The organism is Synechococcus sp. J7-Johnson, from assembly GCF_024345795.1.
Taxonomy (GTDB): Bacteria; Cyanobacteriota; Cyanobacteriia; order PCC-6307; family Cyanobiaceae; genus Regnicoccus_A.
Genome location: NZ_JAGQBU010000002.1, coordinates 44,157 through 58,799 on the forward strand (window position 1 = coordinate 44,157; position 14,643 = coordinate 58,799).

16 protein-coding genes are annotated in these 14,643 nt (G+C 63.3%); 11 read left to right on the top strand and 5 right to left on the bottom strand.

The window, feature by feature from the left end:
- Positions 1–5: 5 nt before the first annotated feature.
- The 5 genes from KBY93_RS01490 to KBY93_RS01510 form a co-directional block, all read right to left on the bottom strand.
- Positions 6–1,250 (bottom strand): FtsW/RodA/SpoVE family cell cycle protein, encoded by a 1,245-nt coding sequence (locus KBY93_RS01490; RefSeq protein WP_255092624.1) that lies wholly within the window; start codon positions 1,248–1,250, stop codon positions 6–8.
- A 147-nt stretch (positions 1,251–1,397) separates the two neighbouring features.
- Entirely contained in the window at positions 1,398–1,598 is a 201-nt protein-coding gene (locus KBY93_RS01495) for a phycobilisome linker polypeptide (protein ID WP_255092469.1), read from the bottom strand.
- A gap of 35 nt (positions 1,599–1,633) precedes the next feature.
- Positions 1,634–2,122 (bottom strand): allophycocyanin subunit beta, encoded by a 489-nt coding sequence (gene apcB / locus KBY93_RS01500; RefSeq protein ID WP_094554768.1) that lies wholly within the window; start codon positions 2,120–2,122, stop codon positions 1,634–1,636.
- A 40-nt stretch (positions 2,123–2,162) separates the two neighbouring features.
- A complete protein-coding gene (locus tag KBY93_RS01505) occupies positions 2,163–2,648 on the bottom strand; it encodes an allophycocyanin (protein WP_255092470.1) in 486 nt (161 codons plus the stop codon).
- Positions 2,649–3,086: 438 nt separating this feature from the next.
- Entirely contained in the window at positions 3,087–6,116 is a 3,030-nt protein-coding gene (locus KBY93_RS01510) for a phycobilisome rod-core linker polypeptide (RefSeq protein ID WP_255092471.1), read from the bottom strand.
- A 165-nt stretch (positions 6,117–6,281) separates the two neighbouring features.
- Here KBY93_RS01510 and KBY93_RS01515 point away from each other — a divergent pair, with 165 nt between their 5' ends.
- From KBY93_RS01515 to KBY93_RS01565, 11 genes are all read left to right on the top strand, one after another.
- Positions 6,282–7,505 (top strand): trans-aconitate 2-methyltransferase, encoded by a 1,224-nt coding sequence (locus KBY93_RS01515; protein ID WP_255092625.1) that lies wholly within the window; start codon positions 6,282–6,284, stop codon positions 7,503–7,505.
- A gap of 134 nt (positions 7,506–7,639) precedes the next feature.
- Positions 7,640–8,077, top strand: a complete 438-nt coding sequence (locus KBY93_RS01520; RefSeq protein WP_315856374.1) for an ATP synthase subunit I — start codon at positions 7,640–7,642, stop codon at positions 8,075–8,077.
- A 64-nt stretch (positions 8,078–8,141) separates the two neighbouring features.
- Positions 8,142–8,870, top strand: a complete 729-nt coding sequence (atpB, locus tag KBY93_RS01525) for a F0F1 ATP synthase subunit A (protein WP_094554763.1) — start codon at positions 8,142–8,144, stop codon at positions 8,868–8,870.
- 162 nt (positions 8,871–9,032) lie between these two features.
- Entirely contained in the window at positions 9,033–9,281 is a 249-nt protein-coding gene (gene atpE, locus KBY93_RS01530) for an ATP synthase F0 subunit C (RefSeq protein WP_010315318.1), read from the top strand.
- Positions 9,282–9,410: 129 nt separating this feature from the next.
- The gene (locus KBY93_RS01535) at positions 9,411–9,881 is read left to right on the top strand and encodes a F0F1 ATP synthase subunit B' (protein ID WP_255092474.1); all 471 of its coding nucleotides are present in this window, start codon (positions 9,411–9,413) and stop codon (positions 9,879–9,881) included.
- Positions 9,878–10,408: a F0F1 ATP synthase subunit B gene (locus KBY93_RS01540; protein ID WP_255092475.1), complete on the top strand. Its 531-nt coding sequence runs from the start codon at positions 9,878–9,880 to the stop codon at positions 10,406–10,408. Before KBY93_RS01535 ends, KBY93_RS01540 begins: the two co-directional genes overlap by 4 nt.
- On the top strand, positions 10,408–10,956 hold the full coding sequence (gene atpH / locus KBY93_RS01545; protein WP_255092476.1) for an ATP synthase F1 subunit delta: 549 nt from the start codon (positions 10,408–10,410) through the stop codon (positions 10,954–10,956). Before KBY93_RS01540 ends, atpH begins: the two co-directional genes overlap by 1 nt.
- 60 nt (positions 10,957–11,016) lie before the next feature.
- Complete coding sequence (gene atpA, locus KBY93_RS01550; RefSeq protein WP_255092477.1) at positions 11,017–12,534, top strand: F0F1 ATP synthase subunit alpha; 1,518 nt, start codon at positions 11,017–11,019, stop codon at positions 12,532–12,534.
- Positions 12,535–12,546: 12 nt separating this feature from the next.
- On the top strand, positions 12,547–13,500 hold the full coding sequence (locus KBY93_RS01555) for a F0F1 ATP synthase subunit gamma (RefSeq protein WP_255092478.1): 954 nt from the start codon (positions 12,547–12,549) through the stop codon (positions 13,498–13,500).
- Positions 13,478–14,245: a TIGR02466 family protein gene (locus KBY93_RS01560; RefSeq protein ID WP_255092479.1), complete on the top strand. Its 768-nt coding sequence runs from the start codon at positions 13,478–13,480 to the stop codon at positions 14,243–14,245. Before KBY93_RS01555 ends, KBY93_RS01560 begins: the two co-directional genes overlap by 23 nt.
- A gap of 74 nt (positions 14,246–14,319) precedes the next feature.
- Positions 14,320–14,643, top strand: a complete 324-nt coding sequence (locus KBY93_RS01565) for a 2Fe-2S iron-sulfur cluster-binding protein (RefSeq protein WP_255092480.1) — start codon at positions 14,320–14,322, stop codon at positions 14,641–14,643.

The window sequence follows — 14,643 nt, forward strand, 5'->3', positions numbered from 1 at the left end:
GGAACTCAGCCTATCGGGGCGGGGTTGGGGCTGGCCCCTCCGCCGCGGTCACGGCTTCCGCGAAGCGGGCGTCTCTCCCAGCCGCGGGATTCCAGGGAACAGCGGATCAGCAGGCCCGCGGTGAGCAGGCTGGCCAGCAGGGAGTTGCCTCCATAGCTGATCATCGGCAGCGGCAGGCCCGTGGTGGGCATCGAGCCACTGGCCACGGCGATGTTCAGGATTGATTGGCCCACCAGCAGGGTTGTGGCACCGATGGCCACCAGTCGCTGCTGATTGCTGCGGCAGCCAAGGGCCACCCTCAGTCCCACGAAACCGAACAGCACCAGGAACAGCAGCAGCACCAGTGAACCCACATAGCCGAACTCTTCGGCGAAGACCGCGAAAATGAAATCGGTCGACTGGATCGGCAGGTATTGCAGTTTCTGGGTCGAGAGGCCAAATCCCTCACCGAGCACCCCACCCGAACCGATCGCCAGCAGGCTCTGCACCAGTTGATAGCCGTCACCCTGGGCGTCGCGCCAGGGGTTGAGGAAGGAGATCACCCTGAGGCGCTGGTATTCGTTCACCATGATGCTGGCGGCCCCCAGGGCCCCTCCGGCGGCGGCAGTACCGAGCAGCGAAAGCAACGGCAAGCCGGCTGCCAGGGCCATGAACCAGAGCAGCAGGCCCGTCAGGGCGGCGGTGCTGAGGTTGGGCTGCTTGAGAATCAGCAGCAGCAGGGCCGCGAAAGTGCCCAGCCAGAGCATTTTCTGATCCAGGCCGATGCGTTTCCAGTGGGCGAAAAGGGAGGCCCCCTGAAGCACCACGAAGGGTTTCACCAGCTCCGAGGGTTGGATCTGGATCGGTCCGAGCACCAGCCAGCGGCTGGCGCCGTTGACTGTGCTGCCCGCCACCAGGGTGGCAGCGATCAGCACGCCACCGATCAGCACGGCCGGGCCTGCCATCCGCAGCCAACGCCGCAGGGAGGTGCGCATTCCCAGCCAGAGCAGTCCCCAGCTGGCTATCAGCCAGATCGCCTGCCGCTTGAGGTAGAAGGCGGGATCCCCGTTCTCCCTTGCTGCCACCCACCAGCTTGCCGAGCCCAGGATCAGCAGTCCGGCCAGGCACCAGATTCCGACCATCACCAGCAGCAGTCTGGCTTCTGCTGGCCAATCGGCCCAGGCCAGAGGCGGCGGAGCTGGATTTGCCTCCGCCACGGTCAACTGGTCGCTCGATCTTGAGTTGGCAGAGCTCCTGGGGCGTCGGGTCATGGTGGCCGGCAAGGACTGGCGCAAGGAGTACGTTCCCCATTCAGCCGTGGCCGCAGCTTCGGGGGAAGGGGGTTGGGACAAAAAAAGCCCGGTCAAGGCCGGGCTTTGCAGGTTTGATCAGTCGGGAGCCAGAGCTCAGAGCAGCTGTCAGTTGCCGACGTTGACCTGACGGCGACCCGTGACGAGCTCAACCTTGAGAATCCTCCCCCCCTGCTTCATGATCCGCTGTTGTTCAGCGAACCAGCTCTCGTAGGGCACCCACTTGGTGAAGAAGGTGTTCTGCAGTTCCCGCTGGCTCCTGACTTTTTCAGGGCAGGGAATACAGGCCGTGATCTTGAACAGGCGCATGTGGTGATCCTCGCGGGTTGGGCGTTGGGTCGGGATCAGTTGCCCAGGCCGGAGCTGATGTAATCAAGGTAGGTGCCGAGTTCACGGCCAGCCTCGGGGCCCACCAGCGAAGCAGCCGCTTGTTTCATGGCCTGGATCGACTGGACGGTGGCGCCGATGGGCACACCCAGGGAGTTGTAGGTCTCCTTGAGTCCGTTCAGGACACGCTCGTCGAGTATTGAGGTGTCACCCGCAAGCATGGCGTAGGTGGCGTAGCGCAGGTAGTAGTCCAGGTCGCGGATGCAGGCCGCATAGCGACGGGTGGTGTACATGTTGCCGCCCGGACGGGTGATGTCCGAATACAGCAGAGTCTGGGCGACAGCTTCTTTGATGATCGATGCCGAGTTGGCACCGACGGTGGCCGCTGCGCGTACACGGAGCTCGCCGCTGGAGAAATACTGCTCCAGCCGTCCGATTGAGGAGTCGTCCAGGTAGAGACCCTGAACGTCGGACTGGTTGATGACGTTGGTGATCGCGTCTTGCATGTGTCCTGGGAAGAGGCGGTGGGCAAGGAGAGGCGAAGCCTCAGGAGAGGGCGCCGATGACGTAGTCGAAGTAGAAGCCTGCCTCTTCGGCGTCGGCTCCCGTGAGCAGCCCCAGGGAGGCGTTCTTGAGCTCACGGACGACCTCGGCCATGGCCTCCAGAGGAGTGCCGAGCGCGCGATACATCTCGCGAGCGCCGATGATGCCGATTTCTTCGATCGGGGTAACGTCACCCGCTACAACGCCATAGGTCACCAGGCGCAGGTAGTAGTCGACGTCGCGGAGACAGGTGGCCGTCATTTCCTCGCCGTAGGCGTTGCCGCCGGGTGAGATCAGGTCGGGTCGCCTTTGAAAGAGGGCGCCGCCGGCCTGCTTCACAATGCGCTCGCGGCTTTCGCCCAAGACCTGAGCCACCCGCAGACGGCGTTGACCGCCGGCGACGAAGGACTTGATCTGGTCGAGTTCGCCAGGGCTGAGGTAGCGGGCTTCGGCGTCCGCGTTGATGATCGAGTTGGAGACGATGCTCATGCAGTTCTGCCTCGAAACAAGCGGTCGCCGTAATGGAGACCGATATCCGGTGGGTAAGGGATGCCCCTCGCTCCTTCGCTTCGTTGACGTGAACGCCAACGGTTTGGTCGGGAGAGTGAGCTGTCGATCAGGCTTGCTGACCGCGGAGTCATTCTGCGGCAGAGGTGGCCACCCCTCCCGGCGCCGGTAACAGTTCTTCACGGCGGTGTGCTTGGGTCAAACCCCTTGTCTGGCAGCGACTCTGACCTTTTCTGCGCCTAAGGGAAGACCTCTTAGTTTGTTAACACTTTGCAGGCCTTCTGGCGCTTCCCGTTTTCATTCCACATCAATGATCGTGGTGATCACATCATTTTTCCATGAAGAAATCCCCCGAACTTCCGTCCGGGGGCTCATGGGGAGACCAAGGGATTGATCCCTGGTCGAGCGTTCAGTAGAAGCTCAAATCGCCCCGCGAGGTGGAGGAGTCAGTCCGGCATTCCCGGAGTAGAGCAGAGCTGTGCGGTTCACAGTGGCCAGGGGGATCCCATCGGCGGTGGCCATGCCCTTGATGTAGGGAACGGTATCGCGGCCGAAGCTGTTGGCGTACTCCTTGCCGGTGAGCATGTCGTCCAGGGCGGCCACCTGACCCTTCTTGCCTCGAGTGGCCAGGTACTGGCTCACCTCTCGGGGCTGGGCAGCTCTGCCCAGCAGGGCGAGGTATGCCGCCGAGGCAGCCCGCAGCGGCGCCATGCGGTTGAGCCGTTGCTGGAAAAGATCAGACCCGGCGATAACCGCCACGAATTCCGAGACTGACAGTCGCCTGTCACGAAGCTGCGATTCGGCATCGCCCAGTCGCTCAGCTGCCAGCGGGACCCGGTTCAGCAGTTGCCGGTAGGTGGCTTCAATCACCTGCTGGAGCATGGCCTCATCGGCCTCCGGCAGCAGCATCACGGGCTGGCCGAGGCTGCGGCGGCGGCTGAAGCCCTGGGGGCGAGCTCCGTCGAGGGCCTTAGCCATGGCTGCTCCAGGCTGGGGTGCCACCACTGCACGGAATCCATTGGAGGCGACCTGGGCGCTCCAGCCTCCTGGAATCTGGTTGCGGTCCACAGGTTTGGCCACCCGTGCCGAGCTGCCGGCATTGGCGCTCCAGCCACTGGACGTGGCGCCGGGCCGGCTCGGGGCCTGGCTCCAGCGGCGGCTGGGCTCGGGTGGTTGCCGCAGGCTCTGGGGAGAGCTGCTTGCAGGCCTTGACGGAGTCTCTTCGCCTTGGGCGAAACGAGCACTCCAGCCACCCACCACCTGGTTCAGGCGGCGGTCGGGCAGGTTGCGAGGCGTGATGTCGCCACTGCTGCGGAAGGTGCTGACCGGGGCCACCTGCGGCCGGCTCACCGGGGTGAGGTCTGGGATGGTTGAGGGATCGAGGACACGGCGCAGGGCGGGAATCCTGCGGGCATTGAGGTCGGATGGGGTGATGAAGCGCTCGTAGGGGACCGTGTCTTCCCCGAAGGCTGCAAGGTATTCAGTGCTGTTCAGCATGGCGTAGACGACGCCGTAGAAGCCCTGGCGCGCCGCCGTGTCGAAGTAGCTGTTGATCTCACGCCTCCCGAAAGTGGGGCGCCCGATCAGACGACGGTGCATCACCTCGATGGCCTTGGTGATGTAAAGGTTGGCCCAGTAACGGCGACGGAAGGCGGTTGAGCGCGCCACCTGGCGAATGAACTCGCGCAGACTGATGTCACCGTTCTCAAGCTTTATCTCCTCCACCTTCAGCGCCTCGCCGTCGTAGCCGGTGGTGCCGAGCACCTGCACGTACACGGCCCTGATAACTGCCTGAGTGCTGGATTCTGTGCCGCGGATGCTGGGCTGACCGCCGCGCCGAGGCACTGAAGCCCCACCGGTGGCGATCTGCTGCAACCTCACCACTTTTGGACCGACGCGCCGGGGGGTGGAGGCCCGGAACTGGGGGCTGTCCATCTGACCGGGCTGGGCCATGCCGTTACCCACCAGGATGCGCCGGGTGTCGTCGTTGAAAGGGGCGGACCTGGTGGCCACTGAAGCCGTCCCCGAGGGGAAGATCGCCCCGTAGTTCAGACCCAGGGGATCGTTGCCACCGCCGTAGGGGTGCTGATCGGGCAGAGGTTGGCGATATGACGCGTAGAGAGTGATGTACTGCGGCGCCCCTTCAAAGGGCGCACTGAAGCGGAACAACTTGCTGTTTGATCCCCAGCCGGCGCTTTCCTGGGCCTCTTCACCCAGACCGCGCAGGTAAGGGACCGTTTCCTCCCCGAAGGTCTGGGCGTACTCCTGCGTGTTGATCAGGGAATCCACCAGGCCGGGCAGTCCCTGCTGGCTGACGATGGCGAAGTAGCGACGGAATTCTTCGATCGTGCTCACGCCACGCCCGAGGAAATGACGGAAGGCAAGTTCCACGACCCGGCTGTTGGAGAAGCGTCCGTAGAACTGACGCCTGTATTCCTTGCTGCGCCCAAGAGCGCGAATGAACTCCCGCATCGAGAGTTGACCCTGCGCCACCTGGGTGGCTTCCACAGGAGCTACAACCTGGGAGTATCCCTTGACTATGTCTCGCTGGAACACCTGCCGGTAGGCGGCGCGGATCACCTCAGCCTTTTCTCGGCCTGAGAGGCCTTTCTTCATGACGAAGCGCTGGCGGGATTCGGCGGCCAGGGCGTAGATGGCCGGAAGCTGCAGGCCCTGGTTTTCGGGGCTGCCCAGGCGTTGGCGAGCGGAGGGGGTGGGAACTTCCAGCTCCTTGAGCAGCACGTTGAAGCAATCGATCACCAGTCGCCTTGACTCCGAGTCCTTGCGGAAGAGATTGGCGGCGGCTGCGCGCATCTCCTGGAGGGCCACGTTGGTGGCGGTCAGGGAGCAGGCCTTCTCGAGCACATCGCGCAGGCCGCGGGTGTTCACGGCCAGGATGCTGGGATCACCGGCCACCAGGGCGTATCCCACGTAGCGGAGGAACCAGCCCATGTCGCGCAGCGACTTGCGCATGCGCTCGGTGCCGTAGCGCGCCACGCTGATCGGGCTGAAGCCGGGGGGAAGCACCACCCGCACGTCGGCATCGGCCTGGACCCCTTCGAGGATCCGGCCGAGAAGGCCGGTGCCACCGCTGCCCTGGGCGAACGTACGCACTGAGATAGCGGCTGCCACCTGGTCGCTGGCCAGTGTCTCGCTCTCGAGAGAACCCACGTTGAAGGGGGTCAGGGGCGCATCGAGATAGGACAGCGGCGTGCCCCCGGCGAAGATCCGGTTGGCGGCCTTGGCGACGATGGCGTCGGCATTGGCGGAGATGAGTCGAGCCGCCTCAACTCGGGCCGAACCGCTTCGGTAGAAGTTGAGAAGAGTTTCCAGCTCCACCTTCTCGGGGAAGCGATCCTGTTGCTCCGCCTGACGGACGCTGGAGAGCGGCAGGGTGTCGTAGAGCTGGGGGCTGACCCTGGTGCTGCCGCTGCTGGCGGTCACGGTCATGAACGGGCGTGTACCGGGCAAAGCCACGTTACGGCTGGGGTCCTGCCCTCCCGGCCGGCATGAACAAATGTTTGCAGCTGACCTTCAGCGACGCCCATCGTCCAGCGGCCTCCATTGCTGGGCCCAGCCCATGAAAAGCTCCCCATGGATTCCATCCCTTCGACGATGAACCCTGGCTCCGCCGATGCCGCCACACCGGTGGTCAGCGCCTTCTACGACCGCTTCCCCTACCCGGGGGATCCACTTCAGGACGGACCTCCACCCGGCTACAACTGGCGCTGGAGCTATCCCTGCGTCAGCAGTGCCTGCACGGGCCGCCTGCCTGAGTCGGGCCCGCCAGCCAGGCTGCTGGATGCTGGCTGCGGCACCGGCGTCAGTACCGATTACCTGGCTCACCTCAACCCAGGAGCGGAGATCCTGGCTGTCGACATCAGCTCGGGCGCCCTGGAGGTTGCCCGCGAGCGGCTGCGTCGCTCTGGCGGCGCCCGGCACTGCTCTTCCCTGCGCCTCGAGCAGCGCAGCCTGCTGGACCTCAAAGGGGAAGGCCCGTTCGAGCTGATCAATTCGGTCGGGGTGCTGCACCACCTGAATCAGCCCGAAGCGGGACTGCAGGCCCTGGCTGAACTTCTAAGCCCCGGCGGCCTGCTGCACCTGTTTCTTTATGCCGATGGCGGTCGTTGGGAGATCCACCGTGTGCAGCGGGCGCTCACAGCTCTGGACGTGATCGGCGACGGCGATGGCCTTCGCCTGGTCCGTGCTCTCTTCGAGCAGTTGCCGGAAACGAACCGCCTGCGCCGCCACCACGAGCAGCGCTGGGCTCTCGACACCGCGGCGGACGCCAATTTCGCCGACATGTATCTCCATCCTCAGGAAACCAGCTACGACCTGGAAGGCCTGTTTCGCTTCGTGGCCAGCGCAGGGCTTGAGTTTGCCGGCTTCTCCAATCCCGAGGTCTGGGATCCGGCCCGCCTGTTGGAGGGAGAGCTGTTGGAGCGTGCCCGGGCCCTGCCCGATCACCAGCGCTGGGCGCTGGTGGAAAGCCTCGACCCCGACATCAGCCACTTCGAGTTCTTTCTCAGCCGAGGCCCCCTGCGCATCAGCTCCTGGGACAACGACGAAGAGTTGCTGGCGGCCAGCGGCCGCCGCAACCCCTGCCTTTGGGGCTGGCCGGGAACCACGCTGCTCGATCCTGACCTCAGGCCGATCGATCTCGATGATCAGGAACTGGCCCTGCTGATGGCCATTGAGGCGGCGCCGGAGTCGACTCCGATCGGCCGGTTGTCCCTGGGCTGGTCGCCTGAGCTGCAGGCTGCGGTGGCGCGCACTCTCTGGCGCCGCCGCCTGCTGCTGCTGGCTCCTGCCGGCAAGGGCTCCACAACTGGGTTGTAACAGCTTCGTGATAGATTCCGCGCGCCTTTTCCGATTTGCTGACGCGCTTGCAGGCCACCCCCGCATCCGGTACAACAACCGGCCCTGATTCCCCTGAGGTCTTCCCTCAGGAGGCTTCTGATCTGCGGGCGTCCTTGCTGCGTGGTCTGGCCGGGAGAGAACTGGCGGTTCCCACTCTTGTTCCGCCTGCTCCATCCCCCGAGTCCACTCCAGAGGTGGACATTCCAGATAACGGTATGGACGAGTACGTGCGTCTGCAAAGGCGTCTGTTGTTGTCCACTCTGCTGGTTTCAGCTCTGGCTGTCCCTGCGGCTGCCTTCCTGTTCGATTGGACCACTGCCCTGAGCCTCTCGCTTGGAGCGGTCTCCGGCATGCTCTACCTGCGGCTTCTTGCACGCAGCGTGGGTCGTATCGGTCCCGAGTCCAAGGGGGTTGGAAAGGGTCAGTTGCTGGTTCCGGTGGTGCTCGTTCTGGGTTGCTCACGGATTCCGCAGCTGGAAATCCTTCCGGCCCTGATCGGGTTCCTGCTCTACAAGCCGGCCCTTCTCCTTCAGGCCTTCGTCCGTCCCTGATCAGCGATACCTCGATTTCCTGATCACCCAATCCGTCGCTTCAGCGGCACCTCTGTACCCCTCGATGGTTCCGTTGTCTCTTTCCCTTCCATTCGCCGAGCTGGAGGTGGGTCAGCACCTCTACTGGAAGATCGGTGGTTTTCAGATTCATGGCCAGGTATTCCTGAGCTCCTGGCTCGTCATCGGCGCGCTGCTGGCTCTGGTTGTAGCTGGTACCAGAAACCTTGAGCGCGATCCCCGTGGTGTCCAGAACCTGCTGGAATTCATCTGGGGTTATCTGCGTGATCTGGCCCGTGATCAGATCGGCGAAAAGGCTTACCGAGACTGGCTTCCTTTCATCGGCACCCTTTTCCTGTTCATTTTCGTGAGCAACTGGGGCGGAGCCCTGGTTCCATGGAAACTGATTCATCTGCCCAGTGGTGAGCTCGGGGCACCTACTGCTGATATCAACACCACCATCGCCCTGGCTTTGCTGGTGTCTCTGGCCTACTTCTATGCAGGTCTGAGCCGCAAGGGCTTTCGGTACTTCGAGTATTACGTGGAGCCCACGCCGATCATGCTTCCATTCAAGATCGTCGAGGATTTCACCAAGCCTCTGTCCCTCTCCTTCCGTCTTTTCGGCAACATTCTTGCCGACGAGCTGGTGGTGGCGGTGCTGGCGTTCCTGGTACCCCTGGTTGTGCCACTCCCTGCCATGTTCCTGGGTCTCTTCACCAGCGCCATCCAGGCCCTGATTTTTGCAACCCTCGCCGCCTATTACATCGGTGAAGCGGTGCACGAAGAGCATCACTGATCCATCCAGGCTGATCGGCCTTCCCAGGCCCGGTCGGTCGTTCTGCTAAATCTTCTGCGCGTAGGTCCGGTCAGAACCGGGCCCGTCTCCCAAGCGGAGATGTCCCAGGCGCCAGCTTCATCCCGCGCTCTTCCGGCGCCCCCACATCCCCAACGTTCCACCATGGATTCCATCACTTCTGCAGCGTCTGTTGTGGCTGCCGGTCTGGCCGTCGGCCTAGGCGCCATCGGCCCCGGCATCGGTCAGGGCACCGCTGCAGGCGGAGCTGTCGAGGGCATCGCCCGCCAGCCCGAAGCCGAAGGCAAGATCCGCGGCACCCTGCTGCTCTCCCTGGCGTTCATGGAAGCCCTCACCATTTACGGCCTGGTTGTAGCCCTCGTGCTGCTGTTCGCGAACCCCTTCGCCGGCTGAGCGCTCCAGGCAGGAACGGGGTACTGGGGCTGAGACCTCGGTCCCCGTTCCGTTATTCCAAAGCTTCTATCCGTCCCCTCCGGCCCCAGGTCGGGGCGGCCAACCCGATCCCTCCAGCGTCCCCGCCCCATGACCAGCTGGCTACTGCTTGCCGCAGCAGGTGCTCCAGAGGGAGGTCTGTTCGACCTCGATGCAACCCTGCCGCTGATGGCGGTTCAGGTCGTCCTCCTCACCTTCATCCTCAACGCTCTTTTTTTCCGCCCTGTCGGCAAGACCGTCGAGGAGCGTGAGAGCTACATCTCCACCAGTCGCGCCGAGGCCAAGCAGCAGCTGGCCCAGACTGAGCGGCTGGAGGCGGATCTGCGCCAGCAGCTGCGCGAAGCCCGCCAGCAGGCCCAGTCATTGATTGTGGAGGCCGAACAGGAAATGGATCGTCTTTACCGCAGTGCACTCGCCGCGGCCCAAGCGGAAGCCAATGGCAGCCGTGAGTCGGCCCGGCGGGAAATCGACAGCCAGAGGAAGAAGGCTGAAGAAACCCTTAATGGTGAAGCCGACCGGCTCGGCGATCTGATCGTCACCCGTTTGCTGGCAGCACAATGAGCATCCTCACTTCAGTCCCCAGCCTTCTTGCGAGTGAGGGAGGATTCGGCCTCAACCTGAATCTTTTCGAAACCAACATCATCAATCTGGCGATCGTGATCGCCGCGTTGGTCTGGTTCTTGCCCAAGGTGCTCGGAGGGATTCTTGCAACCAGACGAGCGACCATCCTTGCTGATCTACAGGATGCCGAGCAGCGACTTCTCGAGACCACCACGGCCCTGGCGGCAGCCAAGCAGGACCTGGCCGATGCTCGGATTAAGGCCGAAAAGATCCGGAGTGATGCCAGGGCCCGTGCTGATGCCCTGCGCCTAGATAGTGAGCGCCGAACCGTCGATGAGATGGCTCGTCTCAAGCAGGGTGCAGTGGCCGACCTCCAGTCGGAAGCATCCAGAGTCAGCGAACAGCTGCGACGCGAGGCCGCCCGACGCGCTGTCGATAGGGCCCTTGCCTCCTTGCCCGGCAAGCTCGACGCCGAGGCTCAGGCCCGCTTCATCGACCAATCCATCAACAGCCTTGGGCAAGCCTGATGCCTCTCCTCAACTCCATCTCCACCCCTTACGCCGAAGCCCTGCTTCAGGTGGTCGACCAGCGACAGGAAACCGAACTTGTGGCCGAGCAGGCCAAGGAGCTCCTTGAGCTCTGGCATGCCTCACCAGAGTTGCGGGCAGCTTTCGCTTCGCCGGTGCTCGAGCCCGACGCCAAGAAGAAGGCCCTGATCACGCTGTTCGAGAAGGACATCACTCCAGCGTTCCTGACACTGCTCAAGGTGCTCGCGGATCGCCAACGCATCTCCATGCTCGATGCAGTTCTGGATCGCTTCCTGGTGCTCTACCGGGAGCAACGGGGCATTGCCCTGGCCCGGGTCACTTCCGCTTCACCTCTGAGTGAGCAGCAGCAGCAGGCCCTGCATACCAAGGTTCAGGCCGTTGCCGGTACCGACAAGGTCGAATTCGACCTGCACATCGACCCTGCCCTCATCGGTGGCTTCGTCGTCAGCGTCGGTTCCCAGGTGATCGACGCGAGCCTCGCTGGCCAGGTGCGCCGTCTCGGCCTGGCTCTGGCCAAAGCTGGCTAGCCCTTCCCCCAACCGCCTCCAACTCCCTTCCATCGTCTCCCCACCCGGGGATCTCCATCCATGGTTTCCATCCGCCCCGACGAGATCAGCGCCATTCTCAAGCAGCAGATCGAGGACTACGACAAGTCCGTTTCGGTCAGCAACGTCGGAACAGTGCTTTCGGTGGGTGATGGCATCGCCCGGATCTACGGCCTGCAGCAGGTCATGTCCGGCGAACTGGTGCAGTTCGACGATGGCAGCGAGGGCATCGCTCTGAACCTCGAAGACGACAACGTCGGTGCTGTGCTTCTGGCGGAGGGTGTGGGAATCCAGGAAGGCAGCACCGTCAAGGCCACCGGCCGCATCGCGGAGGTGCCTGTGGGCGAGGCGATGCTCGGCCGGGTGATCAACCCCCTCGGTGTGCCGATCGACGGCAAGGGTGAGATCGCCACCACATCGACCCGCCTGATCGAGTCGATGGCCCCCGGCATCATCCAGCGCAAGTCGGTGCATGAGCCGATGCAGACCGGCATCACGGCAATCGACGCCATGATCCCCATTGGTCGCGGCCAGCGCGAGCTGATCATCGGCGACCGGCAGACTGGCAAGACGGCCATTGCTATCGACACCATCCTCAACCAGAAGGGTGAGGACGTTGTCTGCGTCTATGTGGCCATTGGCCAGAAGTCGGCTTCAGTGGCCAACGTGGTGGAAGTGCTGCGCGAGCGAGGCGCCCTCGATTACACCGTGATCGTTGCAGCCAGTGCCTCTGAGCCTGCGGCTCTTCAGTACCTGGCTCCCTACACGGGTGCAGCCATCGCCGAGTCCTTCATGTATGAAGGCAAGGCCACCTTGGTGGTGTACGACGACCTGACCAAGCAGGCTCAGGCCTACCGCCAGATGTCGTTGCTGTTGCGCCGTCCGCCCGGCCGTGAGGCCTATCCCGGCGACGTCTTCTACTGCCACAGCCGTCTGCTCGAGCGTGCAGCCAAGCTCTCTGATGCCATGGGTAAGGGCAGCATGACTGCCTTGCCGATCATTGAAACCCAGGCTGGAGACGTGTCGGCCTACATCCCCACCAACGTGATCTCGATCACTGATGGTCAGGTGTTCCTCAGCTCCGATCTGTTCAACTCCGGTTTGCGGCCCGCCATCAACGTGGGCATCTCGGTGAGCCGGGTGGGTGGTGCCGCCCAGACAAAAGCGATCAAGAAGATCGCCGGCACTCTCAAATTGGAATTGGCCCAGTTTGATGAATTAGCCGCCTTCTCACAGTTCGCCTCCGACCTTGATGCTGCCACCCAGGCCCAACTTGGCCGGGGCAAGCGCCTGCGCGAGCTGCTCAAGCAGCCCCAGTTCAGCCCGCTGATCCTGGCGGAGCAGGTGGCCGTGGTCTACGCCGGCGTCAAGGGACTGATCGACGAAGTGCCTGTTGATCAGGTTGTGCAGTTCTGCCGCGAGCTGCGTGATTACCTCAAGACCAACAAGCCCGAGTTCATCGCCAAGGTTCAGAGCGAGAAGCAGCTGGGAGACGAAGCTGAAGCGATGCTCAAGGACGCCATCAACGACGTCAAGTCCACCCTTCTGGCTTCCGCCTGAGGTCCCCCCACCATGGCCAACCTCAAGGAAATCCGAGATCGGATCAGTTCGGTTAAGAACACTCGCAAGATCACCGAGGCGATGCGCCTGGTGGCGGCGGCGAAAGTGCGCCGTGCCCAGGAACAGGTTCTGCGCGCCAGGCCCTTCGCAGACCGACTGGCGCGGGTGCTCGAGAACCTGCAATCACGCCTCCGCTTTGAAGACGTTGTCAACACGCCCCTGCTTGAGCAGGAGCGTCCACTTCGCCACATCACCCTGTTGGCGGTCAGTGCCGATCGGGGCCTATGTGGTGGCTATAACGCCAACATCATCAAGCGCACCGAACAGCGTTTCGCTGAGTTGAAGGGACAGGGCTATGAGATTTCGCTGGTCCTGATCGGCCGCAAGGCCACTACCTACTTCCAGAATCGCTCGTATCCGATCACGGCCACCTTCACTGGGCTAGATCAGGTGCCAAATGCCGATGAGGCGCGCTCTATCGCTGATCAGGTGCTGGCCGAGTTCCTCTCCGGCTCCACTGACCGTGTCGAGATGGTCTACACCAAGTTCATCAACCTGGTCAGCAGTGCGCCGGTTTCCCAGACTCTGTTGCCTCTCGATCCCCAGGGCATCGCCAGCCCTGACGACGAGATTTTCCGCCTGACCACCCGCGAGGGTCGTCTGGCGGTTGAGCGCGGCACAGCACCAAATCAGGAGCCGACCCTGGAATCTGACTTTGTTTTTGAGCAGAGTCCTGATCAGTTGCTCAACTCCCTGCTGCCTCTTTATCTGGAGAATCAGCTGCTGCGCTCCCTGCAGGAGTCGTCGGCCAGTGAGCTGGCCAGCCGAATGACTGCCATGAACAACGCCAGCGACAACGCCAAAGCTCTCGCCAAGAGTCTCACCCTCGACTACAACAAGGCCCGCCAGGCGGCCATCACCCAGGAGATCCTGGAAGTGGTGGGTGGTGCAACAGCCATGGCCTGAACCGGATCGAGGGATCCTCAGCCTGTTTCCCCTGGCGATCAGCCGGGTTCAACTGCAGCCGGATCCGCTCGATTCGGCCCTGATGCTTCAACAGGTGCTTGCCCTCCGCGGCGAGCAGAATGCCAACCCCGATCCAGGTTGCGCCTGGACCGGGGACTTTCATGGCGTCTGGCAGCTGCATCAGCGTCCTGAGTTCGCCTGGCTGTTGGAGCAGGTGTGCCGCGAAGCCCAGCACTACCTGCGGGCCCTTGGCTTCGATCCAGCGCGCATCAGGCTGCATCTTCAGCGCTGCTGGCCCGTGGTTGCGGAGCCGGGCCAGGTGGTGGGTCGGCACCATCATCCAAATGCCCATCTCAGCGCGGTGTATTACATAAATGGCGATGGCAGCGGCCGCAGCGGTTGCCTGCGCCTGTTCGATGGACGCCGCAGCAATGAGCTGGTGCCTGGCCTGGCTGTCGGCCACGACGGCCCGCTCGCTCCGGACCATCCCCTCAATGCCGGCTGGCACGATCTCGCCCCGCAGGCGGGTCTGCTGGTTCTATTTCCGTCCAGCACCGACCACGCCGTGTTGCCAAGCGAGGAAGAGGAGGACCTGCGACTCTCGATCAGTTTTGACCTCTGCCTCACGGCTCCAGCCTGCGGCCCCGGCGAACCCCAGCCGCCGGAATACCTGGCGCCCCATCCCGGCCAGTGGCTGGAGCTGCCACTCGATGGGGCCACGCCGTCCGAGAAGATGGAGGGGTGATCCGCTCGACAGGCGGTCGCCTCCTGAAACCGTCCACGCTCCGCGACAGGCCCCTGCCGCGTTTCCACCACGCCATGAGTGACAGCTTCACCGTGATCGCCGAGCTCAACGGCGTCACTCACACTTTTTCCTGCCGGGCCGATCAGACCGTTCTCGCGGCGGCGGAGGAGGCTGGTGTTCCCTTGCCCAGCTCTTGTTGCTCCGGGGTCTGCACCACCTGTGCGGGCCGCTTACGCCAAGGGGAGGTGCACCAGCCAGATGCGATGGGTGTCAAGGCCGCATTGCAGGCCGAGGGCTTTGCCCTGCTCTGCGTGTCTTACCCCCGCAGTGATCTGAACCTTGTGGCTGGCCAGGAGGATGCGCTCTACGAGATCCAGTTCGGCCAGTACCAGCGCTGA

Coding starts and splice junctions, on each gene's coding strand:
- KBY93_RS01515 (WP_255092625.1), top strand. CDS start 6,282: ATGAACCCTGGCTCCGCCGATGCCGCCACACCGGTGGTCAGCGCCTTC.
- atpA (WP_255092477.1), top strand. CDS start 11,017: ATGGTTTCCATCCGCCCCGACGAGATCAGCGCCATTCTCAAGCAGCAG.
- atpB (WP_094554763.1), top strand. CDS start 8,142: ATGGTTCCGTTGTCTCTTTCCCTTCCATTCGCCGAGCTGGAGGTGGGT.
- KBY93_RS01555 (WP_255092478.1), top strand. CDS start 12,547: ATGGCCAACCTCAAGGAAATCCGAGATCGGATCAGTTCGGTTAAGAAC.
- apcB (WP_094554768.1), bottom strand. CDS start 2,122: ATGCAAGACGCGATCACCAACGTCATCAACCAGTCCGACGTTCAGGGT.
- KBY93_RS01535 (WP_255092474.1), top strand. CDS start 9,411: ATGACCAGCTGGCTACTGCTTGCCGCAGCAGGTGCTCCAGAGGGAGGT.
- atpE (WP_010315318.1), top strand. CDS start 9,033: ATGGATTCCATCACTTCTGCAGCGTCTGTTGTGGCTGCCGGTCTGGCC.
- KBY93_RS01490 (WP_255092624.1), bottom strand. CDS start 1,250: ATGACCCGACGCCCCAGGAGCTCTGCCAACTCAAGATCGAGCGACCAG.
- KBY93_RS01505 (WP_255092470.1), bottom strand. CDS start 2,648: ATGAGCATCGTCTCCAACTCGATCATCAACGCGGACGCCGAAGCCCGC.
- KBY93_RS01565 (WP_255092480.1), top strand. CDS start 14,320: ATGAGTGACAGCTTCACCGTGATCGCCGAGCTCAACGGCGTCACTCAC.
- KBY93_RS01540 (WP_255092475.1), top strand. CDS start 9,878: ATGAGCATCCTCACTTCAGTCCCCAGCCTTCTTGCGAGTGAGGGAGGA.
- KBY93_RS01495 (WP_255092469.1), bottom strand. CDS start 1,598: ATGCGCCTGTTCAAGATCACGGCCTGTATTCCCTGCCCTGAAAAAGTC.
- KBY93_RS01510 (WP_255092471.1), bottom strand. CDS start 6,116: ATGACCGTGACCGCCAGCAGCGGCAGCACCAGGGTCAGCCCCCAGCTC.
- atpH (WP_255092476.1), top strand. CDS start 10,408: ATGCCTCTCCTCAACTCCATCTCCACCCCTTACGCCGAAGCCCTGCTT.